At 66.5% G+C, this 22,202-nt stretch carries 22 protein-coding genes and 1 tRNA gene; 11 read left to right on the forward strand and 12 right to left on the reverse strand.

All coding sequences use genetic code 11. The features are described from left to right. The first annotated feature begins 58 nt into the window (after positions 1-58). On the forward strand, positions 59-1,225 hold the full coding sequence (locus tag AC0J5K_RS12300; RefSeq protein ID WP_074838972.1) for an alpha-hydroxy acid oxidase: 1,167 nt from the start codon (positions 59-61) through the stop codon (positions 1,223-1,225). 105 nt (positions 1,226-1,330) lie between these two features. Here AC0J5K_RS12300 and AC0J5K_RS12305 read toward each other — a convergent pair whose 3' ends face one another. Together AC0J5K_RS12305 and AC0J5K_RS12310 are read right to left on the reverse strand one after the other, a co-directional pair. After that, on the reverse strand, positions 1,331-1,930 hold the full coding sequence (locus AC0J5K_RS12305) for a GNAT family N-acetyltransferase (RefSeq protein WP_274565945.1): 600 nt from the start codon (positions 1,928-1,930) through the stop codon (positions 1,331-1,333). Continuing rightward, complete coding sequence (locus tag AC0J5K_RS12310) at positions 1,920-3,077, reverse strand: MFS transporter (RefSeq protein ID WP_274565944.1); 1,158 nt, start codon at positions 3,075-3,077, stop codon at positions 1,920-1,922. The genes AC0J5K_RS12305 and AC0J5K_RS12310 overlap by 11 nt, the downstream gene beginning before the upstream one ends. 163 nt (positions 3,078-3,240) lie before the next feature. Between AC0J5K_RS12310 and AC0J5K_RS12315 the strand changes: the two genes are divergently transcribed. The 3 genes from AC0J5K_RS12315 (at position 3,241) to AC0J5K_RS12325 (ending at position 5,084) form a co-directional block, all read left to right on the forward strand. Beyond that, a complete protein-coding gene (locus AC0J5K_RS12315; protein WP_074838965.1) occupies positions 3,241-3,885 on the forward strand; it encodes a 50S ribosomal protein L25/general stress protein Ctc in 645 nt (214 codons plus the stop codon). Between the two features lie 113 nt (positions 3,886-3,998). Then, positions 3,999-4,694: an aminoacyl-tRNA hydrolase gene (gene pth / locus AC0J5K_RS12320; RefSeq protein WP_274565943.1), complete on the forward strand. Its 696-nt coding sequence runs from the start codon at positions 3,999-4,001 to the stop codon at positions 4,692-4,694. Positions 4,695-4,712: 18 nt separating this feature from the next. After that, positions 4,713-5,084 carry a DUF2237 family protein gene (locus AC0J5K_RS12325; protein ID WP_048532525.1) on the forward strand — a complete coding sequence of 124 codons (372 nt, stop codon included), beginning with the start codon at positions 4,713-4,715 and terminating at the stop codon, positions 5,082-5,084. Between the two features lie 259 nt (positions 5,085-5,343). On the opposite strand, the gene AC0J5K_RS12330 is transcribed toward AC0J5K_RS12325, so the two are convergent. The 7 genes from AC0J5K_RS12330 to AC0J5K_RS12360 form a co-directional block, all read right to left on the reverse strand. Beyond that, on the reverse strand, positions 5,344-7,227 hold the full coding sequence (locus tag AC0J5K_RS12330; RefSeq protein ID WP_274565942.1) for an acyl-CoA synthetase: 1,884 nt from the start codon (positions 7,225-7,227) through the stop codon (positions 5,344-5,346). Between the two features lie 124 nt (positions 7,228-7,351). Further along, positions 7,352-9,145, reverse strand: coding sequence for an ABC transporter transmembrane domain-containing protein (locus AC0J5K_RS12335; protein WP_048532527.1), 1,794 nt, complete (start codon positions 9,143-9,145; stop codon positions 7,352-7,354). 115 nt (positions 9,146-9,260) lie between these two features. Next, positions 9,261-9,334 (reverse strand) — tRNA-Gly (locus AC0J5K_RS12340). An 83-nt stretch (positions 9,335-9,417) separates the two neighbouring features. Next, a complete protein-coding gene (locus tag AC0J5K_RS12345) occupies positions 9,418-10,083 on the reverse strand; it encodes an SOS response-associated peptidase (protein WP_274565941.1) in 666 nt (221 codons plus the stop codon). A gap of 5 nt (positions 10,084-10,088) precedes the next feature. Then, positions 10,089-11,285, reverse strand: coding sequence for a class I SAM-dependent methyltransferase (locus AC0J5K_RS12350; RefSeq protein WP_074838955.1), 1,197 nt, complete (start codon positions 11,283-11,285; stop codon positions 10,089-10,091). A gap of 121 nt (positions 11,286-11,406) precedes the next feature. Next, positions 11,407-11,712, reverse strand: a complete 306-nt coding sequence (locus AC0J5K_RS12355; protein WP_048532530.1) for a DnaJ family domain-containing protein — start codon at positions 11,710-11,712, stop codon at positions 11,407-11,409. An 81-nt stretch (positions 11,713-11,793) separates the two neighbouring features. Beyond that, positions 11,794-13,353, reverse strand: coding sequence for a bifunctional metallophosphatase/5'-nucleotidase (locus tag AC0J5K_RS12360; protein ID WP_274565940.1), 1,560 nt, complete (start codon positions 13,351-13,353; stop codon positions 11,794-11,796). 186 nt (positions 13,354-13,539) lie between these two features. Between AC0J5K_RS12360 and AC0J5K_RS12365 the strand changes: the two genes are divergently transcribed. Then, positions 13,540-13,878, forward strand: a complete 339-nt coding sequence (locus AC0J5K_RS12365) for a DUF952 domain-containing protein (RefSeq protein WP_274565939.1) — start codon at positions 13,540-13,542, stop codon at positions 13,876-13,878. Continuing rightward, positions 13,875-14,933, forward strand: a complete 1,059-nt coding sequence (locus AC0J5K_RS12370) for a quinone-dependent dihydroorotate dehydrogenase (RefSeq protein WP_074838948.1) — start codon at positions 13,875-13,877, stop codon at positions 14,931-14,933. The genes AC0J5K_RS12365 and AC0J5K_RS12370 overlap by 4 nt, the downstream gene beginning before the upstream one ends. Positions 14,934-15,141: 208 nt before the next feature. On the opposite strand, the gene AC0J5K_RS12375 is transcribed toward AC0J5K_RS12370, so the two are convergent. Then, a complete protein-coding gene (locus AC0J5K_RS12375) occupies positions 15,142-16,629 on the reverse strand; it encodes a D-alanyl-D-alanine carboxypeptidase family protein (protein ID WP_048532536.1) in 1,488 nt (495 codons plus the stop codon). A gap of 371 nt (positions 16,630-17,000) precedes the next feature. On the opposite strand from AC0J5K_RS12375, the gene clpS reads away from it, so the two are divergent. From clpS to hemF, 4 genes are all read left to right on the forward strand, one after another. Then, on the forward strand, positions 17,001-17,333 hold the full coding sequence (gene clpS / locus AC0J5K_RS12380; protein WP_139211506.1) for an ATP-dependent Clp protease adapter ClpS: 333 nt from the start codon (positions 17,001-17,003) through the stop codon (positions 17,331-17,333). 25 nt (positions 17,334-17,358) lie between these two features. Next, entirely contained in the window at positions 17,359-18,333 is a 975-nt protein-coding gene (locus AC0J5K_RS12385) for a class I SAM-dependent methyltransferase (RefSeq protein ID WP_274565938.1), read from the forward strand. Between the two features lie 38 nt (positions 18,334-18,371). Next, the gene (locus tag AC0J5K_RS12390) at positions 18,372-19,172 is read left to right on the forward strand and encodes an SDR family NAD(P)-dependent oxidoreductase (RefSeq protein ID WP_048532540.1); all 801 of its coding nucleotides are present in this window, start codon (positions 18,372-18,374) and stop codon (positions 19,170-19,172) included. A 121-nt stretch (positions 19,173-19,293) separates the two neighbouring features. Next, positions 19,294-20,187, forward strand: a complete 894-nt coding sequence (gene hemF / locus AC0J5K_RS12395) for an oxygen-dependent coproporphyrinogen oxidase (protein ID WP_274565937.1) — start codon at positions 19,294-19,296, stop codon at positions 20,185-20,187. Between the two features lie 152 nt (positions 20,188-20,339). On the opposite strand, the gene AC0J5K_RS12400 is transcribed toward hemF, so the two are convergent. Then, positions 20,340-20,888, reverse strand: coding sequence for a pseudouridine synthase (locus AC0J5K_RS12400; protein ID WP_074838938.1), 549 nt, complete (start codon positions 20,886-20,888; stop codon positions 20,340-20,342). Continuing rightward, positions 20,885-21,334: a nucleoside deaminase gene (locus tag AC0J5K_RS12405; RefSeq protein WP_274565936.1), complete on the reverse strand. Its 450-nt coding sequence runs from the start codon at positions 21,332-21,334 to the stop codon at positions 20,885-20,887. Before AC0J5K_RS12405 ends, AC0J5K_RS12400 begins: the two co-directional genes overlap by 4 nt. 51 nt (positions 21,335-21,385) lie before the next feature. On the opposite strand from AC0J5K_RS12405, the gene AC0J5K_RS12410 reads away from it, so the two are divergent. After that, positions 21,386-22,171, forward strand: coding sequence for a pseudouridine synthase (locus AC0J5K_RS12410; protein ID WP_274565935.1), 786 nt, complete (start codon positions 21,386-21,388; stop codon positions 22,169-22,171). Positions 22,172-22,202: the final 31 nt, after the last annotated feature.

The raw sequence follows: 22,202 nt of genomic DNA on the forward strand, positions 1-22,202 counted from the left end.
TGCGAGAAAATCGGCAAACTGGTAAGGAAAATTTACCAATCCAGCAAATGAGCCGCTCATGCCCGTGATCACCTCCATCGACGACCTCAAACGACTCTACAAATCGCGGGCGCCGCGGATGTTCTACGACTACTGCGAATCCGGCAGCTGGACCGAGCAGACCTTTCGCGAAAACAGCTCGGACTTCGACCAGATCCGCCTGCGTCAGCGGGTGGCGGTGAGCATCGACAACCGCGCCACCGCCAGCCGGATGATCGGCGAGGATGTGGCGATGCCGGTGGCGCTGGCGCCGGTGGGCATGACCGGCATGCAACATGCCGACGGCGAGATCCTGGCTGCGAAAGCCGCCGAAAAATTCGGCGTGCCCTTCACCCTCTCGACCATGTCGATCTGTTCGATCGAGGATGTGGCCGAGGCCACAAGCAAGCCTTTCTGGTTCCAGCTCTACACCATGAAGGACGAGGATTATGTGCGCCGCCTGGTCGAACGCGCCCGGGCCGCAAGGTGCTCGGCGCTGGTGATCACCCTCGATCTGCAAATCCTCGGCCAGCGCCACAAGGATCTGAAGAACGGCCTGTCGGCCCCGCCCAAGTTGACCCCGGCCGTGATCGCCGATCTGGCGACCCGCTGGCGCTGGGGGCTGGGCATGTTGCAGACCCGGCGGCGCGAGTTCCGCAATATCGTCGGCCATGTCAAGGACATCTCCGACCCCGCTTCGCTCATGGCCTGGACCAACGAGAATTTCGACCTCACGCTGGACTGGGGCAAGATCGCAAAGCTCAAGGAGCTGTGGGGCGGCAAGGTGATCCTGAAAGGCATTCTCGATGCCGAGGACGCCCGGATGGCGCTCAAGGTCGGCGCCGATGCCATCGTGGTGTCGAACCATGGCGGACGGCAGCTCGACGGGGCGCTGTCCTCGATCCGGGTGCTGCCGGAAATCCTGGATGCGGTGGGCGACGAGATCGAAGTGCATCTCGACAGCGGCATCCGCTCGGGCCAGGACGTGCTCAAGGCCGTCGCCATGGGCGCCAAGGGCACCTATATCGGCCGCGCCTTCATCTATGGTCTCGGGGCCATGGGCGAGGCCGGCGTGACCCGGGCGCTGGAGGTGATCCACAAGGAGCTCGACGTCTCGATGGCGCTCTGCGGCAAACGCGACATCAAGCAGGTGAACCGCGATATCCTGCGGGTGCCGGAGGATTTCGGCGGCCGCTGGCAGCGCTGAGCGCCACCGGGGTTGATGGCCGCCCGAAGCGGAAAAAGGGGGCGCTGCCCCCGCCGCCTGCGGCGCCTCGCCCGCGGGTATTTGTGAACAGAAGAAGACCGGGGATCAGGGGCGGAAAATCGGCACATGCGACCCGGCCTCGGGCGGCAGATCGCCGGTGAGACGGGGGTCGTCGCTGACCTCGACGCTCTGGCGGACCGGAGTAAAGCCCGCGCGGCGATAGAACCCTAGCGCCTGCGGGCTGTCGAGCTGGCAGGTGTGGACGTGGAACCGGGTGATGGGCCGGGAAAAGGCCCGCTCGATGGCGAAATTCATCAGGGCGCGGCCGACGCCCTGGCCGATCAGCGCCGGGGTGAGGCCGAAATAGGCCAGTTCGCAGCTCTCCCCGTCGCGGCTGTCGAGTTCGAGCAGGCCTTCGGCACGGCCCTGGCATTCGACCGCATAGACCTCGACACCGGGGTCGGTGATCGCGGCGGCGAGCGCGGCCTCGGACAGCCGCAGCCGCGAAAACCACAACCAGTCCGCGCCGCCGACGCGCAGAAACAGAGCGCGATACCAGGCTGGATCGGGATCGGTGACGTGGCGGATGGTGCAGCCCTCGGGCATGGCACCGCCGCGCGCGGGCGGCGGCCGGCGCATTTCCAGATAGGTGGTGACCTCGACCACCTTGCCGGGGGGAATGTCGTGGGAACCGTCAGCCAGCATGGCCTCTCCTGTGATGGGTTGCGAGCAGCGGCGCGAGGACGAAGGTGATGACCAGCAGCGCCGCGCCCATCGCCGCGAAGGACCAGCCGAGGCCGATGGCCTCGGAGACGAAGCCCATGACCGGCGGCCCGATGAAAAATCCGGTATAGCCGATCATGGAAATCTGCGCGATGACACCTGTGCGGGCGCGGTTGCCGACATTGCGGCCGACATAGGAAAACGCCATCGGCGCCACCACCGAGACACCCAGCCCCAGCACGGCAAATCCGGCATAGGCCATGGCGAGGCTCTCGGCAAAGGCGGCCGCAAAGGCACCCGTCGCCGACAGCGCCGCGGCCAGCGCCAGAACGGTAACCTCGCTGAACCGGGTCACCAGCGCCTGACCGCCCAGCCGCCCCAGCGCCATGGTTCCGCCGAGGATCGCCGGGCCCATCGCGCCTTCGGCCGCGCCACCGCCGAGAGACCGTTCGAGGTGCAGGGCCGACCAGCCTTCGGTGGCGTTTTCCGCCATGAAGCCGATCAGGATCACCAGTCCGCCGAGCCAGATCAGCCCGCCCGCCGCCGGTGCCCCTGCGCCGGCCGCCTCGTCGAGCGGCGCGGCGCGGTCGCTGAGCGCCACGCGTACCAGCGCGAGGATGGCCAGCGCGATCAGCGCAAAGACCGCCACCGGCGGCCAGCCGGCTTCGCGCAGCAGCCCGGCGGTCAGGGCCGAGACCGCATAGGCCATGGAAAACACCGCATGGGCAAAGTTCATCAGCGGCCGGCCGCGCCGCGCCTCGACCCCCGAGATCCGCGCATTCATCACCACGTCGAGCGCGCCGGTGGTGCCGGCCGCGACCAGAAGCAGCGGCGCAAAACCCAGCGGCCCGGTCGCCAGCCCCGGCAGCAGAAACAGCACCGCGGCCGCCAGCGCCAGCGCCGGCAGGGTGCGCTGCTCCAGCCGCGCGTCGAGACGCGGCGCCAGCCACATCGCGACGATAGTTCCCAGCGCCGCCACCAGCAGGCAGAGGCCGAAGACGCCGTCATTGACGTCGATCCGTGCCTTGATGCCGGGCACCTGCGCGGCAAAGGCGCCCCAGAGCAGACCCAGCGTCAGAAAGCAGGCCAGGGGCGCGCGCGCGGCGCGGATATCGTCACGTGAAATCATCGCCAAGCCGTGCCATGACACGGCCGCGCTGGCAATCGGCAAAAACGCAGGCCCGGCTCTGCCGGAAATGGGGTTTCCAAACTTCGCAATCCGGTCTATACGCGCGCCTTCACGCGGGGATACAGCCTTGGAGGATTCCCGCCTTGTTTTAGGAGAAAATGACATGGCTGGTGAGATCCCAGATCTTATTGCCCAGGAACGCACGGGGACAGGCAAGGGCGCCGCTCGTCAGGCACGCCGCGACGGCATGGTTCCGGGTATCGTTTTTGGTGGCGACGTTGATCCGCTTCCGATTCAGGTTCCGTTCAACGAGCTGTTCAAGCGCCTGAAGGCAGGCCGCTTCAAGTCGACCCTGTTCAACCTCAAGGTTGACGGTCATGACGACGTTCGGGTGATCTGCCGCGACGTGCAGCGCGATGTGGTCAAGGACCTGCCGACGCACCTCGACCTGATGCGCCTGCGCCGTACCACCAAGATCAACCTCTTCATCCACGTCGATTTCGTGAACGAAGACGCGGCCCCCGGCATCAAGAAGGGCGGCGTTCTGACCGTCGTTCGCCCCGAGGTCGAGTTGGTGGTGACCGCCGGTGACATCCCCGATCACATCACCGTCGACCTGACCGGGATGGAAATCGGCGACATCGTGCACATCTCTGACGTGACCCTGCCGGAGGGCGCCAAGCCGACCGTCGAACGGGATTTCGTGATCTGCAACATCTCTGCCCCCTCCGGCCTCAAGGCCGCCGACGAAGAGGAAGAGGATGTGGATGCCGACGAGGTTCCGGCGACCGAGCAGACCGAAGACTGATCTTCGCTGCCCCAGAATTGATGGAGAGCCCCGGGCGCAGGTCCGGGGCTTTTTGCATTGAAGCCCGGGCCGGAAAGCGGGCACAAGGAAACAGAGCCAGAGGAGCGGAGCAGATGCAGATTTTCGTGGGTTTGGGCAATCCCGGCGGGCAATATGCGGGCAACCGGCACAACATCGGCTTCATGGCGGTCGACCGGATCGCCGAGGCGCACGGCTTCGGCCCGTGGAAATCCCGCTTTCAGGGGCGTGTCGCCGAAGGCCGGCTGGGCGGCGACAAGCTGCTGCTGCTCAAGCCCGACACCTTCATGAACCGCTCCGGCCAGGCGGTGGGCGAGGCGATGCGGTTCTACAAGCTCGCGGCGGAGGACGTCACCGTGTTTCACGACGAGCTTGACCTGGCGCCGGGCAAATGCCGGGTCAAGACCGGCGGCGGCCATGCCGGCCACAACGGGCTGCGTTCGATCCACGGCCATATCGGCGAGGCCTATCACCGGGTGCGGCTGGGGATCGGCCATCCCGGCCGCAAGGAGCTGGTCTCGGGCTATGTGCTGCACGATTTCGCCAAGGCGGATGGCGACTGGCTCGAGCCGTTGCTGACCGGCATCGGCCAGGGCGCCGACGATCTGGCGCGCGGCGATCGGTCGAAGTTTCTCAACGCCGTGGCGCTTCAGGTCGCGCCGCCGCGCAGCTCCACTTCATCCGCGTCCGGGGCGAAGACGCCCCCCCCGGCCAAGGCCGCAGGGCCGGCTGCCGCGCCGGAGGAAGACAGCCGGTCGCCGTTGCAGAAGCTGGCCGACAAGTTTCGCTGAGGCGGGAAAGGACACATCATGGACAAAGACCCTGCGATCAACGTGCTGGGAGAGACCCTTGCGCCCTGCTCCACCCGGCCGCTCACCGGCTATTTTCGCGATGGCCATTGCAACACCTGCGCCCAGGACCGCGGCAACCATACGGTCTGCGCGGTGATGACGGCCGAGTTCCTGGCCTTTTCGAAATATGTCGGCAACGATCTCTCGACGCCGCGCCCGGATTTCGGCTTTGCCGGGCTGGCCCCGGGCGATCACTGGTGCCTCTGCGCCGGCCGCTTCCTTCAAGCGCATGACGAGGGCTGCGCGCCCAAGGTCAACCTGGCGGCAACCCACCGCAAGGCGCTGGAGATCGTCTCGCTCGAGGTGCTGCGGGAGAACGCGCTCGGCTGACGCCCCGCCCTCCGCGCCGGGGCCGCGCGGGCGGCGCTATTCGGGCCAAAACTTCCGGCAATGCGACCGGCCCGCCAAGAGGCCCCGGGTCACGCCCGGGGCGCGGGGACGCGTGAGGCACGCCGCAAGCCACCCCCCGTCCCGGCCACCGGCGCCGGGACCTCCCGGCTCGCCCACCACGCCCCAGAATGAACGGCAGCGCCACAGGCCCGCCAAGAGGCCCCGGGTCAAGCCCGGGGCGCGGGCCGGTTCTGGCGGCTTACTCGGCCCATTCCCAGGGCCGGGTATAGGCGCCGAGAACATGGCTCACGTCCTCCTCCCTTGCCGTGCCAGATTTGGAAATACGCGCCACCAGGCCGCGTTTCTTGTCGTCGATCACCTCGGCGACATGGGCATCCACCCCGCGTTCGGCCAGCGCCGCGTCATAGACCCGGGTGATCGCCATCTTGCGCAGGTCGGGTTTGAACACCTTGCCCACCGCGGTCTTCGGCAACTCGTCGAGGATCGTCAGATGCTTGGGGATCGCCGCGCGTTCGTGCACATTGGCGCGGCAATGCTCCATCAGCGCCTCCTCGGTGACATTGCCTCCCGCCACCAGCTCGACAAAGGCGCAGGGCAGCTCGCCGGAATGCGCGTCGGGTTGGCCGATGGCGCCTGCCATGGCCACCGCCGGATGCGACAGCAGCGCATCCTCGATCTCGGCCGGATCGATATTGTGACCGCCCCGGATGATCAGATCCTTGGCGCGGCCGGTGATCCAGAGATAGCCATCCGCATCGACCCGCCCGAGATCGCCGGTGCGCAGGTAGATGTCCTCGTGGAACAGCTCGTGGTTCTTGTCTTCCTCGGTATAGGTCGAGCCGGCATAGACGCCGGGGTTGGCCACGCAGATCTCGCCGATCTCGTCGACCGCGCATTCCTCGGGGCCGTTGCCCGCGTGTTTGACGATCTTGACGTGGCAATAGGGCAGCGGGATGCCGACCGAGCCGACCTTCTTTTCGCCCTCGGTGGGATTGACCGACACCAGGCAGGTTGCCTCGGTCAGCCCGTAGCCTTCGATGATCTGCACGTCCGAGGCGCTCTCGAACCGCTTGAACAGCTCCAGCGGCATCGGCGCCGAGCCGGAAAAGGCGGTCTTGACCGAAGAGATATCGGCATCCACCGGCCGTTGCATCAGCGCCGAAACGGCGGTTGGCACGGTGATGATGAAGGTGATCTGCCAGCGTTCGATCAGCTTCCAGAAATTGTCGAAGACACCTTCGCCGCGATAGCCCTGCGGTGTCGGAAAGACCACCTGCGCCCCGGAACTGAGCGCCGCCATCAGGATCACATGCACCGCAAAGACATGGAACATCGGCAGCGGGCACATGATGCTGTCGGTCTCGTCGAACAGCAGCCGGTCGCCCAGCCAGCCATTGTAGATCATGCCGGAATAGAGGTGCTGCGCCACCTTGGGCATGCCGGTGGTGCCGCCGGTGTGGAAATAGGCGCCGACGCGGTCCTTCTGCACGTCCTCGAAATCCAGCGACGTGTTGTGGCGTGCCAGTTCGGTGACAAAGTTCCGCACCGTGGCGCGGTGCTGGACCGGGTTCTTCGGCCGCACCAGCGGCACGATCCAGCTCTTGGGCGGCGTCAGATAGCGGTTGAGGTCGATCTCGAGCACATCGGTCACCTCGGGCGCGTGGCGCACCGCCTCGGCCACCTTCTGCGCCACCTCGGTCTTGGGAAAGCTTTTCAGCGTGACCACGACCTTGGCCTTGGTCTCCCGCAGGATGGCGGCGATCTGCTCGGGTTCGAGCAGCGGGTTGATCGGGTTGACGATGCCGGCGACCATGCCGCCGAACAGCGCATAAGAGGTCTCGAGGCAGTTGGGCAGCACGAAGGCCACCACATCGGTCTCTTTCACCCCGAGGCCGCGGAACAGGTTGGCAGCCTGGCAAACCTTGCCGTGCAGCTCGGACCAGGAGACCGTCTGCGCCGGATCACCGGACCCCGACATCAGCTGATAGCTGATGGCCGGCCGCTCCGGAAAGCGTGTCTTTACCTTGTCGAGCAAGCCATAGATCGTGACCGGCACGTCGCGGTCGCTCCACGGCATTTCGTTTTCGATCGCGTCGCGGTCGGCAACCGATGCAAATCCCATAAATCTCTCTCCCCTGACCCGTCTTCTGCGGGTTTTTGACATGGCCGACAGGATGCGGGCGAAGCGCGGTTCACGCAAGAGTGACGCACGGTAGCATCAGGCTGAACGCTGCGTCCTTTTGGTGTTATTCTGCCGCGATCCCGTCGGTGAACTGCATCCGCGCCAGCCGCGCATACAACCCGTCCTGCGCCACAAGCTGATCATGTGGTCCGATGGCGACAATGCGGCCCTGGTCCATCACCACGATCCGGTCGGCCTTTTTCACCGTCGCCAGCCGGTGCGCCACGATCAGCGTCGTGCGGTCGCGACTGAGCGCATCGACCGCCTGCTGCACCGCCCGCTCGCTTTCGGCATCCAGCGCCGAGGTCGCCTCGTCCAGCAGCAGCACCGGCGCGTCGCGCAGGATGGCGCGGGCAATGGCGATGCGTTGTTTCTGCCCGCCCGAGAGCATCACGCCACGTTCGCCCAACCCGCTGTCATAACCCTCGGGCAGTTTCGAGATGAAGTCATGCGCGGCGGCGGCGCGGGCGGCGGCCTCGATCTCGGCGTCGCTGGCCTCGGGGCGGCCAAAGCGGATGTTCTCGCGCGCCGAGGCGGCAAAGATCACCGGATCCTGCGGCACCAGGGCGATGGCACGGCGAAAGGCGTCGCGGCGCATGGCCGCAATATCCACCCCGTCCAGGGTGATCCGTCCCGAAGCCGGATCATAGAAGCGCAGCAGCATCTGGATGATCGTCGTCTTGCCGGCGCCGGAAGGGCCGACCAGCGCAACCGTCTCGCCCGGTGCGATGTCGAGCGTGACGTGATCCAGCGCCGAGACATCGGGGCGCTGCGGATAGGTAAAGCTGACCGCGTCGAAGGAGATCGCTCCGCTGACCTTTTCCGGCAGCGGCAGCGGGTCTGCGGGATCGCTCACCGCGTCCTCGGCGTGCAGCAGTTCGACAAGCCGTTCGGTCGCCCCGGCGGCGCGTTGCAACTCGCCGAAGATCTCCGACAGTGCCGCCACCGATCCCGCAACCATCACCGCGTAGATCACGAATTGCACCAGGCTGCCGGCGCTCATCTCGCCGGCGCGCACGTCGCGGGCGCCGATCCAGAGCACGCCGACCACGCCGGTAAAGACCAGAAAGATCACAATGGCCGTCATCAGCGACCGGGTGGTGATCCTGCGTTTGGCCGCGTCGAGCGATTTGTCGGTCACCTCGGAAAAGGCCCGCCGGGTCAGCACCTCATGGGTAAAGGCCTGCACCGTCTGCACCGCGCTCAGGCTCTCCGAGGCGCTGCCCGAAGAGGCGGCGATCCAATCCTGGTTTTCGCGGCTCAGCACCCGCAACCGGCGGCCGAGCGTCAGGATCGGCACCACCACGGCGGGCACGATCAGCAGCACCAACCCGGTCAGCTTGGGTGAGGTCAGCAACATCAGCCCCATGCCGCCAAAGAAGATCAGCACGTTGCGCAGGGCGATCGAGATCGACGAGCCGATCACCGACAGGATCAGCGTGGTATCGGTCGTGATCCGGCTGACCACCTCGCCAGTCATGATCTTTTCGTAGAACGCCGGCGACAAGCCCATCACCCGGTCAAAGACCGCCTTGCGGATGTCGGTCACCACCTGTTCGCCCAGCCGGGTGACCAGCGCATAGCGCAGCGCCGTGCCGATGGCGAGCGCGGCGGCAATGCCCAGCGCCGCACCGAAATAGAGATCGAGAAGCGCGCCATCCTCGGCGCGGAAATTGTCGACCACCCGGCGCACGGCGAGCGGCAGCGTCAGCGAGATGCAGGCGGTGGCCACCAGCGCCAGGATCGAGGCCAGAAGGAGCCCGCGATAGGGCCTGAGAAACGGCCAGAGCGCGCCCAATGCGCCGATGCGTTTCGACTTGTCCCGCTCTTCCTGCGGCTGGCCCAATCCACGCGGCATGTGGCGCTCCTAGCTGTTCCGGCAAGGGTGTATTGAATAGCACGACAAGGGGCAAGAGAGCCCGGGCGATCTGTCGCGCCTGGCAGGACGGGTCCGGAGCGTGTCGGGAATTCTTTGGAGCGGGCGACGGGAATCGAACCCGTATCTCTTGCTTGGAAGGCAAGGGTCTTACCATTACACAACGCCCGCTCGGCAGGAGTGGTGATTAAATCACCCCGGCAGACAGGTCAACCGGAACCGGCAAGAATATCTCGCGCCCGGCCACGGGCCGCTCAATCGTCAAACGGCTCGATCAGCTCCGGCCCGCTGGCGCGGTTGGAATTGACCTTCGGATCAATGCGATAGAACTCCAGCATCGCGTCATCGGCCGGCTGCATCAGCGGCGCCGCACCCTTGCCCGCCTCGCCCAGCCAGAGCGGCCAGTCGGCCGGCTCGAGCACCACCGGCATCCGGTGATGGATCGCCTGCATCTTGGTATTGGCGGCGGTTGTCACGATGGCGCAGGTCCGCAAGGCCTCGCCGTCGCGCGCCCAGTCCTGCCAGATGCCGGCAAAGGCCAGCGTGTCGCCATCGGCCCGCCGGATGTACCAGGGCAGCCGGTTGCCGTCGCCGTCCTTGGTCCATTCATAGAAACCGGTGGCCGGGATCAGGCAGCGCCGCGCACGACAGGCGGCACGAAAGGCCGGCTTGTCGGCGATGGTCTCGGCGCGGGCGTTGATCAGCAGCGGGCCGTCGGTCGGGCTCTTGTACCACTGCGGCAGGAAGCCCCAGCGCATCGGCGCCAGCCGCCGCTGGCCTTCTTCGGCCCGCACCGTGGCGATCCGGGTCGTCGGGCAGACGTTGTAATCGGGCACCTCGGGCAGGTCGTTCGCCGGCAGAGCATCGAACAGCTGCGCCATGGCATCGGTCGGAAGGGTCACGGCGAAACGGCCACACATCGCGGCTACCTCAGGAAATTGGAATAGAGCAGCAGGCCCCAGCGCGTCAGCCCCTCGGTTGCCCGCGCCCAGAGCGCCGCGAACCGCGCGTCGTCCAGCCCCGCACTGCCGGCGATCTCGCCCAGGGCCCGCTTGCCGTTGATCTGCGCCAGAAGCTGCGCCGCCTCGCGCGGCAGCTTCAGCTCGGTCCGCGCCCCGCCGGACGTCACCGGCACCGGTCGCCCCGCGGCCACCGCCTTGGCCAGGGCCCCGGGCGCCACCCCGATCAGATGCGGCACCAGCGCCGGGTCACGGCCGTCCGCCACCCGGCCCGCGGCCGTGCCCGCGGCCACCGCATAGGCGATATGCACCCGCATGGTGCCCGCCAGCTTCTCGGCCAGCGCCATCCGCGCCACCGGGTCCATCGCCTTGGGCACCGGCGCGAACCGCCCTGGATCATAGGCCGCCGGCGGCGTGAAGGACGACAGCGCCCAGCCGGTCCGCTCCAGCGTCGCCACCAGTTCGGCGACGTCATAGGCCCGATCCTGCCCATGCAGCAGCAGGTCGTAGAACCCGGCGTCCGACGCCCGGTGATCACCCAGATGCGGGTTTCGTTTGAACGGATGGCCCTCGGGCAGCCGGTCAAAGGCCGCCCGGGCTGCCTTCAGCCGCTTTCTCGGCGGCAGATCGGCAAAGAGCGCCGCAAAGGCCTCTTGCAGGGGGTACACCCCGGTTCGGCCGTAAGGCGCATAGACCATGAAGCCCATGCCGCCCCCAGGTGCCAGCGCCGCGCGCAGGGCGCGAAAGCCGGCATCGGGATCGGGCAGATGGTGCAACACCCCGCAGCAATCGATGTAGTCGAAGGCGCCAAACTCTGCCGCATCGAGCAGGCTGCCGGTGTGAAAGGTGATCGAGGTCAGCCCCCGCACCCTGGCCCGCGCCTCGGCCACCCGGCGCGAGGCTGTCGAGAGATCGAGGTAGACGATCTCATGCGGGCGCCCCAGCAGCTTCAGATAATGGCCGATCTGGATCAGCCCGTCGCCGGTGCCGCCGCCCGCCACCAGCACCCGCAGCGGCTGACGCCAGTCGCGCTTGCCGGCAAAGACATAGTGATCCAGCTCCACCGGATGCGATGGCGATCCGGTGATCAGCCTTGTGCGCTCTTCCGCCGGGTCCCGTTCGGGATAGGGAAAGGCCTCGTATTGCTCTTTGACGGTGACCATGTCTGCCCCTGCTTGCCCGCACGTCCCGGTTTGCCCCGCCACAGAGATTTTCTCAAGCCCGCTTCGACGGGCGCCCAGGCCGGCGACCGGGGTTGGCAGTGTCTTTGAAAGGGACGCCCGCCTAGCGATACGCCTTGCGGGCCAGCTCGATGCGGGCTTCCATCATCGACATCTCCTTGAGGATGTCCTGCCGCCGGCTGCGGTCGCCGGTGTCGCGCAGTTCCGCGCGCAGCCGCGACAGCTCGCGCGAGAGATTGACGAATTCCGGCGCGCCGCCGCTTTCCTTCACCAATCGATTGAGCAGTGCGTTTTCGGGATCGTCGCAGGGCGGTAAGGGCTTGCCCGCGCCCGGCAGGTTGTCGAAGGCGCCCTGCGCCTCGGCCTCGCGGATGCGGGCGGAAATCAGATCGATCAGCGGATGGTCCATCACCGAAGTTTCGCCCATCCGGCAGGCCCCCGCAAGAGGGCACGGCAAGGGGTGGCGCCGGTGAGGGCGCCACCCCGAGGCTCATTTCGCCGTGATACGCCCGTCGGTATAAGGCGTGTAAGGGCCCTGCTCCGCCAGGTACTCCGCCGTCACGTCGGCCAGGTCGGGGCCGTAGTCATAGGCATTCTCGGCATCGACGAACATCCGATAGCCGTCGCCGCCATTGCGCACGTAGTTGTTGGACACCACGCCATAGGTCTTGTCCAACTCGATCGGCGCGCCGCCGACCATCACGTCGGACACCCGCTCGCCCGCCGGGGCGGCAGCGTCGAAGGCAAAGGTCAGCCCCGCAACCTGCGGGAAGCGGCCGGCGCCTTCCTCGATCTGGCTCACGCCGTTTTCCAGCGCCTCGACCATAGTCGCGCCGGTGACCTGGAAGGTCGACAGCGTGTTCTGGAACGGCAGCACCGTCAGCACCTCGCCCATGGTCACCTCGCCGGCGTCGATCGAGGCCCGCAGTCCGCCACTGTTGGCAATGGCGATCTCGATGCCCTGATCAGCCACCCGGTCCAGCATCGCATCGGCGACCAGATTGCCCATCGGGCATTCCATCGCGCGACAGACCGACCGGTCGCCCTCGATGGCCTCGGCGGCCTCGGCCACCACCTTGTTGCGGATTTCCTCCAGCGGCAGGGCGGCCTCGGCGATGCGCGCCGCCACCGCCTCGTCGGCGGTGACCGAGGCATCCATCAGCAGCGGGTTGCCGCTGGCCTCGGTGACATTGCCCGCGTCGTCGAAGGTCACGTTGAGCTCGCCCAGGTATTTGCCATAGGCATAGGCCTGCACGATCTGCACCCCGTTGACGACCGTGGGGTACGGCCCGTCTGCATTCTCGTCGTCATTGGCGAGATAGGTGTTCGAGTGGCCGCCGACGATCACATCGACGCCGGTGGTGTTCTCGGCCACCTGCTGGTCGACCTTGTAGCCCGAATGCGACAGGACGATGATCTTGTTCACGCCCATCTCGGTCAGCTTGTCGACTTCGCCCTGGACCGCATCGGCGGGCGGGGTGAAGGTGATGTTCGGGCCGGGGCTCGCCAGTTCGTGGGTATCCTGCGGCGTCAGGCCGATAAAGCCGATCTTCTCGCCGCCCTGCTCGATCACCGTGGATTTCTGCAAGACATCGGCCAGCAGCGGCTCGCGGCTGACATCGGCGTTGGACATCAGGATCGGAAAGTCGATCGCGTCCATGAAGCCGCGCAGCACCTCGGGACCGTCATCGAACTCGTGGTTGCCCACGGTCATCGCGGTATAGCCCATCTGGTTCATCATCTCGGCGGCGAGCTTGCCCTTGTAATAGGTATAGAACAGCGTGCCCTGGAACTGGTCGCCGCCATCCACCAGCACCCAGTTGTTGCTGCGCGCCTTGGCGTCGTTGATCGCGGTCATCAGCCGCGCCGAACCGCCGAAGCATTTGCCCTCGGCGTCATCCTCGGCCGAACAGCCGCTGTCATACTTGCTGATCGGCTCGAATCGGGCGTGGAAATCGTTGGTGTGCAGGATGGTCAGCGCATATTCCGCGCTGGCGACACCTGCGCTCAGGGCAAGCGCGGCGGCGCTTGTCAAAAGACGAACAGACATGACTTGGAACCTCTCCGTTGGTTTTATGCGATGATGCTGCATCGGGACCGGGGCCTTGTCAAAGCCTACGCAGGGCCACCCGGTTACGGCAGCACCGGATGGCGCATCCATTGCGCCGAAATGCGACAGGCGGATGACAGCGCGAGGCTCTTGACCCGGCGCACCCGGCGCGGGATATGAGCGGCCATGCTGATCTATAAAATCTTCCGGGCCGATGAATGGGCCGCTCTGGTGCGCGACGGAGAGACCTCCGGCGCGCCCATCGATGTGGCCGACGGCTACGTGCATTTCTCGACCGCCCGGCAGGTGCAAGAAACCGCTGCCAAACATTTCTCGGGCGAGCAAGGCCTGCTTCTGCTGGCTTGCGACAGCGCCGCGATGGCCAAGGATATCACCTGGGAGCCGTCCCGCGGCGGCGCGCTTTTCCCGCATCTTTACAGAAAGTTGCGCCAATCCGACGTGCTCTGGCACCGCGATCTGCCCTGGCGCGACGGCGGACATGTCTTCCCGGAGGACCTGGCGTGAGCCTGCTCGAGACGCTGGGCCTTCGGGCGCTCTACCGGCTCGATCCGGAAACCGCCCACGGGCTGGCGATCCGCGCGCTGCAACTGGGCGTGACGCCCGCCCCCGGGCCGCTGAGCGCGCCGCGCCTGCGCACCGAGCTTGCCGGGCTGGCGCTGCCCAACCCGCTGGGCCTCGCCGCCGGATTCGACAAGAACGCCACCGCGCTGGCCGGGCTCGCCCGCGCCGGCTTCGGCTTTGTCGAGGTGGGCGCCGCAACCCCCCTGCCCCAGCCCGGCAACCCCAAGCCACGGCTGTTTCGCCTGACCGAGGACGGCGCGGCGATCAACCGCTTCGGGTTCAACAATGACGGTATGGAGGCCATTGCCGCGCGGCTTGCGAAACGGCCGCAGGGCGCGGTGATCGGCCTCAACCTCGGCGCCAACAAGACCTCCGAGGACCGTGCCGCCGATTTCGCCAAGGTGCTGGGCCATTGCGGCCCACATGTCGATTTCGCCACCGTCAATGTCAGCTCGCCCAACACCGAACGGCTGCGCGATCTGCAAGGCCGCGCGGCGCTGATGGCGCTGCTTGCCGGGGTGATGGAGGTGCGGGCCGCGCTGGCGCGCCCGATCCCGGTGTTCCTCAAAATCGCCCCCGATCTCGACGATGCGGCACTGGCCGAGATTGCCGACGTCGCCACCGCCTCGGGAATCAGCGGCATCATCGCTACCAATACCACCCTCGATCGCGATGGGCTGCGGTCGCCGCATCACGGCGAACAGGGCGGTCTTTCCGGTGCGCCGCTGTTTGCCAAATCCACCCGCGTTCTGGCGCGGCTGGCCGATCTGACCGAAGGCACGGTTCCCCTGATCGGCGTCGGTGGCGTCGCCTCGGCCGAACAGGCCTATGCCAAGATCAAGGCAGGCGCGAGCGCGGTGCAGCTTTATACCGCGCTGGTCTTTGGCGGGCTGTCGCTGGTGCAGGAGATTGTCACCGGACTGGACCGGTTGCTCGAAAAAGACGGCTTCGGCAATGTCTCGGAGGCCGTGGGCAGCGACATTAAGACCTGGCTGTAAATTCTGTGAGTAAGTCGCATATGATGTCCGAATAAGACAAGCATATGGTGAAACCTGTGTGTAAAACGAATTTCTCTGTACGATATCTCTGCGCAATTCGCGCGTTGCAATCCGTATATCCGCCGATATCAATTGCTTAAAGCCCTGTCACAACAGGGCTTTGCAAACCTCTGAAATCAAACCTGTATCCCGCCCTGGAAAAAGTCCGTCAGGACGGGCCGATCATGAAGCAGGAGATATTGCGCGCTTGCAGCCGCCGGCAGGCAAGATCGGCGGTTTCACGCGAGAGCCCCATGAAGTTGGCGTCAAAGCCGGAGCTCCGCCGCACCACCTTGCGCAGCGCGCCGTCGAGAGTGGACATTTCGGTCAGCGCGGTTTTCAGCAAGACCTTTTCCGCCGCAAAACTCGAGCCGTAGCGGCCGATGTTGATGCCCCAGTGCCGGCCGCCCGAGGTCGAAACGCGGGTGATGATCTCCTGCACCTGTTCGCGCACCACCGGATCAGGGGCCGGGGCGGCGACGGCGCCTGCGCTGGCCAGGACAACCGGCCGCGGTTCGGGGCGCACGGCGGGCGTCTCGGCGATATCGGCCAGTGACGCCTTGGCTACCTTGGCCGCGGTGGCTTCGGCAACCGCGTCGGCCACCCCCTCCTTGACCGCGGCGACGATGGTCGCCTCGGGGATCTTGATCGCCGCGCCGGGCCGCGCCCGGGGCCGCAGGCTGCGCACCACGGCGAGCTTGACGGCAATGGTCTTGCCGGCGGCGGGCCGCGCGCCATTGCCAAGCGAGGCGACGGCGACATCGTTGCCGCCGGTGACCAGCCCCTGATTGCCGCGATATTGCGGTCGTCTGGGTTTGTTCAGCGCCACACGGGTCGGCGCGCGATTGAACCCGAGGTCCAGCAGCTCGGCAACGCGGGCGTTGCGCGTCGTGGTCGAGCGGCCGCCAAAGACCGTGGCGATCACCCGTTCGCGGCCGCGTTCGGCCGAAGCGACAAGGTTGAACCCGGCGGCGCGAGTATAGCCGGTCTTGATGCCATCGGCGCCCTTGTAGGCCGACAGCAGGCGCGAGTTCGTGTGGCTGACGTTCCGCACGCCTGCATCCGCCGTCTTGCGGCTGAACAGATTGTAATACATGGGAAAATCATAGATCACATGCCGCCCGAGGATGGTCATGTCGCGGGCGGTGCTCAGGTGGCCGTCTTCGGTCAGCCCGTGGGCGTTCTTGAAGGTGGTGCGGGTCATGCCCATGGATTTCGCCGTGCGGTTCATCCGCAGCGCAAAAGCCGCCTCGGAGCCCGAGATCGCCTCGCCGATCGCGGTGGCCGCGTCATTGGCGGATTTGACCGCCGCCGCGCGCACCAGATAGCGCAGCTTGATCTTCTGCCCGGCCCGAAGGCCCAGTTTCGACGGCGGTTCCGACGCCGCCTTGCGCGAGATCGTCACCACGGTGTCCATCGAGATTTCGCCGTTCTGCACCGCCTCGAAGGTGACATAAAGAGTCATCATTTTGGTCAGCGAAGCGGGATGCAGACGGGTATTGGCATTTTCGGAATGCAGGACCTTGCCGGACCGGGCATCCATCACCATCGCGGCATAAGGCGCCGCGGCAAGGCTGAGCGGGAGCACCACGCACAGCCAGATCAATGCAATACACAGGACGCCCAGGCGGGCGGACTCGACGTTCCGGACCTTCACGATAAAACTGCCTTTTGCCTCGTGCCGCCAGTATTCTGTCAGTCTGGTCAGCTTTTTATTAACCGTAGCTTATCATATGAAGTTCTTTCTTTAAACCCTTAACTATCAACGGATTTTACCAAAAGCGCTTTCATTTCCTCATATATCTTGGGGGTACTTGCGATGCGGTTACTAAACCAGCCATTGTGGCGGGAATGTGGCGAATCCTGTCATTGTCCGGCAAGGCGCGCGGCTCCGGGGGTCCGCTATCGAAATCGCGGAAAGCGCCGCCGCCCTCTTTTCTATAACGCCCAGCGCGTTATATAGAGGGACCGACCCGATCTGCACCAAGCTGGACGCGACCGACAGATATGATCACATCGCCCGTATTGATGGCACGCCCCACCGTGTCTCAGGACAAGGACGACGATGCCGACACCGGTATCGCGGTCCAGACGCGTCCCAAGACCAAGCGGCCGCCACTCTACAAGGTGCTGCTGCTCAACGACGATTATACCCCGATGGAGTTTGTCGTGCATGTGCTCGAGCGATTCTTCGGTTTGAACCATGCCCAGGCCTTCGAGATCATGCTGACGGTGCACAAGAAGGGGATTGCCGTGGTCGGTGTCTTCAGTCACGAAATCGCCGAAACCAAAGTGGCCCAGGTGATGGATTTTGCCCGCCGGCACCAGCATCCGCTGCAATGCACCATGGAAAAGGAATAGCCGCGCCCCGCTGCGCGCCGCTGACATGGCTTCCTCCCGTCTCTCCCTAGCGCTGGCCGAGGCCGCGATGCCCGCCGACGGCCGCATCGCCGTCTTTGCCCCCACGGCGGATACCGATCTCTCTGCCCTCCCCCGCGACCGGATGCAGGTGATCAGCCGCGCGGCCGAGGTGCATGACGCGCTGACCGGCATCGATTGCGTGACGCGGGCCGAGGGGCCCTACGCCGGGGCCGTGGTGATCGTGCCGCGCGCCAAGGCCGAGGCGCGCGCGCTGCTGGCCGAGGCGGTGCGCCACTGCCCCGAGGGGCCGATCCTCGTTGACGGGCAAAAGACCGACGGCGTCGACAGCCTGTTCAAGGCCTGCCGTGGCCGGGTCGCGATCACCGGGCAGATGACCAAGGCACATGGCCGGGCCTTCTGGTTCGCGGCGGCGCCGGTGCTCGACGACTGGCAGGCCGCGCCGGGCAGAGCCGATGGCTTTCGCACCCTGCCCGGCGTCTTCTCAGCCGACGGGGTCGATCCGGCTTCGGCGCTTCTGGCCGCGCATCTGCCGGTAAAGCCGGGGCGGCACGTGGCCGATCTCGGCGCCGGCTGGGGCTTTCTGGCGGCAAGGTCGCTCGAGTCTCCCGCGATCGAAGAGCTGCATCTGGTGGAAAGCGACGCGGCGGCGCTGGACTGCGCGCGCCACAATGTCACCGATCCCCGGGCGCGGTTCCACTGGGCCGACGTGCGCCGCTGGGAGCCGCCGGTGCTGTTCGACACGGTGATCACCAATCCGCCCTTTCATCAGGGGCGCAAGGGAGTGCCGGAACTGGGCCAGAGCTTTATCGCCACCGCGCGCCGCATCCTGCGGCCCGCCGGGCGGCTGGTGCTGGTGGCCAATCGCCACCTGCCCTACGAGGCCACGCTTGACGCCGCTTTCGGCAAGGTCGAGGAAGTGGCAGGCGATGGAAAATTCAAGATATTGCAGGCGTCACGCCCCGCTCGCGGCCACCGCTGAGACGGATTAGGCTGGCGCAAGGGAATCAGGAGCGACACATGGGTTTCTCGATCGAAGGCAAGACCGCCATCGTGACCGGGGCGGCCAATGGCATCGGGCTGGCCATCGGGCGGCATTTCATCGACAAGGGCGCCAATGTGGTCTTTGCCGACATGGACGAAGCCAAGCTGGCCGACGAGGTGGGCGAAACCAAGGATGACGGCCCGGCGCGCTATTTCGCCGGCGACCTGCGCGAAAGGCTGACGCTGGCCAATCTGCTCTCGGCCACGCTCGACGCCTTTGACCGGGTGGATATCCTGGTCAACGGCAGCCGGCAGATCCTCTCGTCCGATCCGCTCGACATGGACGACGAAACCGTCGAAACTTTGTTGCAGCAGAACCTTTTGACCTCGCTCCGGCTGTCGCAGCTGGTTGCCCGGCGGATGATCAAGCAGGGCGAAGGCCAGGAAGAGGGCCAGCTCGGTTCGATCGTCAATGTCTCGTCGATTGCGGCGCGGCGGACGCATCCCGAGCTTCTGGCCTATTCGGTCTCGACCGCCGCGCTCGACCAGATGACCCGCTCGCTGGCGGTTGCGCTGGCGCCGCATCGCATCCGGGTCAACGGCGTGGCCTTCGGCTCGGTGATGTCGGCCAGCCTCAAGGGCGCGCTCAAGGAAAACCGAGAGTTCCGCAGCGAGATCGAGGACAACACGCCGCTGGGCCGCATCGCCTCGCCGGGCGAACTGGCCGAGGCGACGCAATTCCTGGCCTCCGAGGGCGCCGGATTTGTCACCGGGCAGATCATGACGGTGGATGGCGGGCGCACGCTGGTTGACCCGGTGACCGCGCCGGCGCATTGATCCCGACAGACGAGATCGGCGGATCGGGCTGACGGGCGCGCCCTGCCTCCGTGGCCCCGCGCGCGGCTGCGGCCCTGCGACAACCAGACAAGAGACCCGGGCAGGACGAAGGGAAGAGGCGATGACGGAAGACTTTGCAGCCGAAAAGGCGCAGGCCTCGGCCTGGTTTCGCGATCTGCGCGACGGGATCGTGGCTGCCTTCGAGGCCCTGGAAGAAAGCCATGAGAACGGCCCCTTTGCCGATCTGCCGGCCGGGCGGTTCGAGGTGACGGAAACCACCCGGGCGTCCGACGATGGCTCGGATGCCGGGGGCGGGCTGATGAGCGTGATGCGCGACGGCCGGGTGTTCGAGAAGGTCGGGGTCAATGTCTCAACCGTCTATGGCCAGCTTGGCGCGGCGGCGCAGGCGTCGATGGCGGCGCGCAAGGGGCTGCCCGGCATGGCCGAGGACCCGCGGTTCTGGGCATCGGGGATCAGCCTGGTTGCGCATATGCGCAACCCGCATGTGCCGGCAGTGCATATGAACACGCGGATGTTCTGGACCCCGCATGCCTGGTGGTTCGGCGGCGGCTCCGACCTCAATCCTTGTATCGAATATGTCGAGGACACGGCGCATTTCCACGCCGTGCAAAAGGCGCATCTCGATCCGCATGGCGAGGGCGAATACCCGTGGCTCAAGGAATGGGCGGACGAGTATTTCTACATTCCCCATCGCAAGCGGGCGCGGGGCGTCGGCGGCATTTTCATGGATGACCGGTGCAGCGGCGACTGGGCGGCGGATTTCGCGCTGACGCAGGATATCGGGCGGGCGTTTCTGCCGGCCTATCTGCCCCTGGTCGAAAAGCGGCGCGAGATGGCCTTCGGCACGGCGGAGCGTGAGCAGCAGCTCATCCATCGCGGGCTTTATGCCGAATACAACCTGGTCTACGACCGCGGCACGAAGTTCGGGCTGGCCACCGGGCACGACCCCGATGCGGTGTTGATGTCGCTGCCGCCCTTGGCGAAATGGGTGTGAGGGGCGTTCGGGCTGTGCCGGGCTGAAGCCCGGCCGACCAGCGCGTGACGCCGGGCCCGACGTGACCCCGTCCCGGGGGTGCCCCGGGACCTCACGGTCAGCTCTGCCGCGAGAGGCCCCGGCGCGGGGGCCGGGGCGCGGCTCTCTGCCACTCACGCGTCGCGCCATTCCCCCGGCCGCAATCCACCCAGATGCCAGGGGCCGATCTGCGCCCGGATCAGGCGCAGCGTGGGGTGGCCGACATGGGCGGTCATGCGGCGCACCTGGCGGTTCTTGCCTTCGGTGATGGTCAGCTCGAGCCAGCAATCGGGCACCGATTTGCGAAACCTGACCGGCGGGTCGCGGTCAAACAGTGGCTGTGGCGCCTCGATCCGGCGGGCCTTGGCCGGCCGCGTCTTGCCGTCCTTCAGCGTAACACCCCGGCGCAGCGCTTCGAGCGCCTCGGGCTCCGGCAGGCCTTCGACCTGGACCCAGTAGGTTTTCGGCTGCTTGGCCCTGGGATGGGCGATGCGGTGTTGCAGCTTGCCATCGTCGGTCAGCAGCAACAGCCCTTCGCTGTCGCGATCCAATCGACCGGCGGGATAGACCCGGGGCACATCGACAAAGTCCGAGAGCGTCGGGCGCGTCGTGCCTTCGGTACCCTTGTCGGTGAACTGCGACAGCACGCCGAAAGGTTTGTGAAACAGGATCAGCCGCGTCATCGCCGCTCCGCAAAGAAGGATTTGAGCAGGGTTTCCGCCGCCTCGGCGGCAATGCCGTCATACACCTCGGGCGCGTGATGCGCCTGGGGATGCGAGAACACCCGCGCGCCATGCGCCACGCCGCCCGATTTCGGGTCCGAGGCGCCGTAATAGACCCGGGCGATTCGCGCCGCGGCGATGGTGCCGGCGCAGATCGCGCAGGGCTCCAGCGTCACATAAAGCGCATGGCCCACCAGCCGTTCCGAGCCCAGCGCGGCACAGGCGGCGCGAATGGCCAGCACCTCGGCATGGGCGGTTGGGTCGCAGAGCTCGCGAGTGCGGTTGCCGGCACGGGCCACCACCGTGCCGTCGGGCGCCACCACCACCGCGCCCACCGGCACCTCGCCGCGCCGGGCGGCGGCACGCGCCTCTTCGAGGGCCAGGTCCATATGGGAACGGAAGGTCATGGCCTCTCTTGCCCGCTTGCGTGCAAAGGCGCAACTGACTAAGGCTGCGGCATGGCTCAGAAACCCCCTGAAGGCGACCGGATCGCCAAGGTTCTTGCGCGCGCGGGCATCGCCTCGCGGCGCGAAGCGGAACGCATGATCGAGGCCGGCCGCGTGCGCGTGAACGGCGAGATCATCGCCCGGGCCGCGCTCAACGTCACCGGCAAGGACAAGATCGAGGTCGACGGCAAGCCGCTGGATGCGCCCGAGCCCGAGCGGCTCTGGCTCTATCACAAGCCGGCCGGGCTGGTGACCTCGCACAAGGACGACCAGGGGCGGGCGACGATCTTTGACGAGCTGCCGGAAGACCTGCCGCGCGTGATGTCGGTCGGCCGGCTCGACCTCAATTCCGAAGGCCTGCTGCTGCTGACCAATGACGGCGGCATCAAGCGCAGGCTCGAGCTGCCCTCGACCGGCTGGCTGCGGCGCTACCGGGTGCGGGTCAAGGGGCGGCCCACCGACGCGCTGCTCGAGCCGCTGCGCAAGGGCGCCCATGTCGACGGGACCGATTACCTGCCGATGATCGTCTCGATCGACCGCCAGCAGGGCGCCAACGCCTGGCTGACCGTCGGGCTGCGCGAAGGCAAGAACCGCGAGATCCGCCGCGCCATGGAAAGCATCGGCCTCAGCGTGAACCGGTTGATCCGGGTGTCTTACGGCCCGTTCCAGCTTGGCCAGCTCAAGCCCGGCGAGGTCGAGGAGGTGCGCAGCAAGATCCTGCGCGATCAGCTTGGCCTCGACGGTGCCAAACCCGACCGCCCGAAACCGCAGCGCACCCGGAGAAAGCGCATTCGCTGAGACCGCAGGGACCTTTTTCCCCCTGCCTGTC

The organism is Marinovum sp. E3, assembly GCF_055755275.1.

Coding starts and splice junctions, on each gene's coding strand:
- AC0J5K_RS12300 (WP_074838972.1), top strand. CDS start 59: ATGCCCGTGATCACCTCCATCGACGACCTCAAACGACTCTACAAATCG.
- AC0J5K_RS12305 (WP_274565945.1), bottom strand. CDS start 1,930: ATGCTGGCTGACGGTTCCCACGACATTCCCCCCGGCAAGGTGGTCGAG.
- AC0J5K_RS12310 (WP_274565944.1), bottom strand. CDS start 3,077: ATGATTTCACGTGACGATATCCGCGCCGCGCGCGCGCCCCTGGCCTGC.
- AC0J5K_RS12315 (WP_074838965.1), top strand. CDS start 3,241: ATGGCTGGTGAGATCCCAGATCTTATTGCCCAGGAACGCACGGGGACA.
- pth (WP_274565943.1), top strand. CDS start 3,999: ATGCAGATTTTCGTGGGTTTGGGCAATCCCGGCGGGCAATATGCGGGC.
- AC0J5K_RS12325 (WP_048532525.1), top strand. CDS start 4,713: ATGGACAAAGACCCTGCGATCAACGTGCTGGGAGAGACCCTTGCGCCC.
- AC0J5K_RS12330 (WP_274565942.1), bottom strand. CDS start 7,227: ATGGGATTTGCATCGGTTGCCGACCGCGACGCGATCGAAAACGAAATG.
- AC0J5K_RS12335 (WP_048532527.1), bottom strand. CDS start 9,145: ATGCCGCGTGGATTGGGCCAGCCGCAGGAAGAGCGGGACAAGTCGAAA.
- AC0J5K_RS12345 (WP_274565941.1), bottom strand. CDS start 10,083: ATGTGTGGCCGTTTCGCCGTGACCCTTCCGACCGATGCCATGGCGCAG.
- AC0J5K_RS12350 (WP_074838955.1), bottom strand. CDS start 11,285: ATGGTCACCGTCAAAGAGCAATACGAGGCCTTTCCCTATCCCGAACGG.
- AC0J5K_RS12355 (WP_048532530.1), bottom strand. CDS start 11,712: ATGGACCATCCGCTGATCGATCTGATTTCCGCCCGCATCCGCGAGGCC.
- AC0J5K_RS12360 (WP_274565940.1), bottom strand. CDS start 13,353: ATGTCTGTTCGTCTTTTGACAAGCGCCGCCGCGCTTGCCCTGAGCGCA.
- AC0J5K_RS12365 (WP_274565939.1), top strand. CDS start 13,540: ATGCTGATCTATAAAATCTTCCGGGCCGATGAATGGGCCGCTCTGGTG.
- clpS (WP_139211506.1), top strand. CDS start 17,001: ATGGCACGCCCCACCGTGTCTCAGGACAAGGACGACGATGCCGACACC.
- AC0J5K_RS12385 (WP_274565938.1), top strand. CDS start 17,359: ATGGCTTCCTCCCGTCTCTCCCTAGCGCTGGCCGAGGCCGCGATGCCC.
- AC0J5K_RS12390 (WP_048532540.1), top strand. CDS start 18,372: ATGGGTTTCTCGATCGAAGGCAAGACCGCCATCGTGACCGGGGCGGCC.
- hemF (WP_274565937.1), top strand. CDS start 19,294: ATGACGGAAGACTTTGCAGCCGAAAAGGCGCAGGCCTCGGCCTGGTTT.
- AC0J5K_RS12400 (WP_074838938.1), bottom strand. CDS start 20,888: ATGACGCGGCTGATCCTGTTTCACAAACCTTTCGGCGTGCTGTCGCAG.
- AC0J5K_RS12405 (WP_274565936.1), bottom strand. CDS start 21,334: ATGACCTTCCGTTCCCATATGGACCTGGCCCTCGAAGAGGCGCGTGCC.
- AC0J5K_RS12410 (WP_274565935.1), top strand. CDS start 21,386: ATGGCTCAGAAACCCCCTGAAGGCGACCGGATCGCCAAGGTTCTTGCG.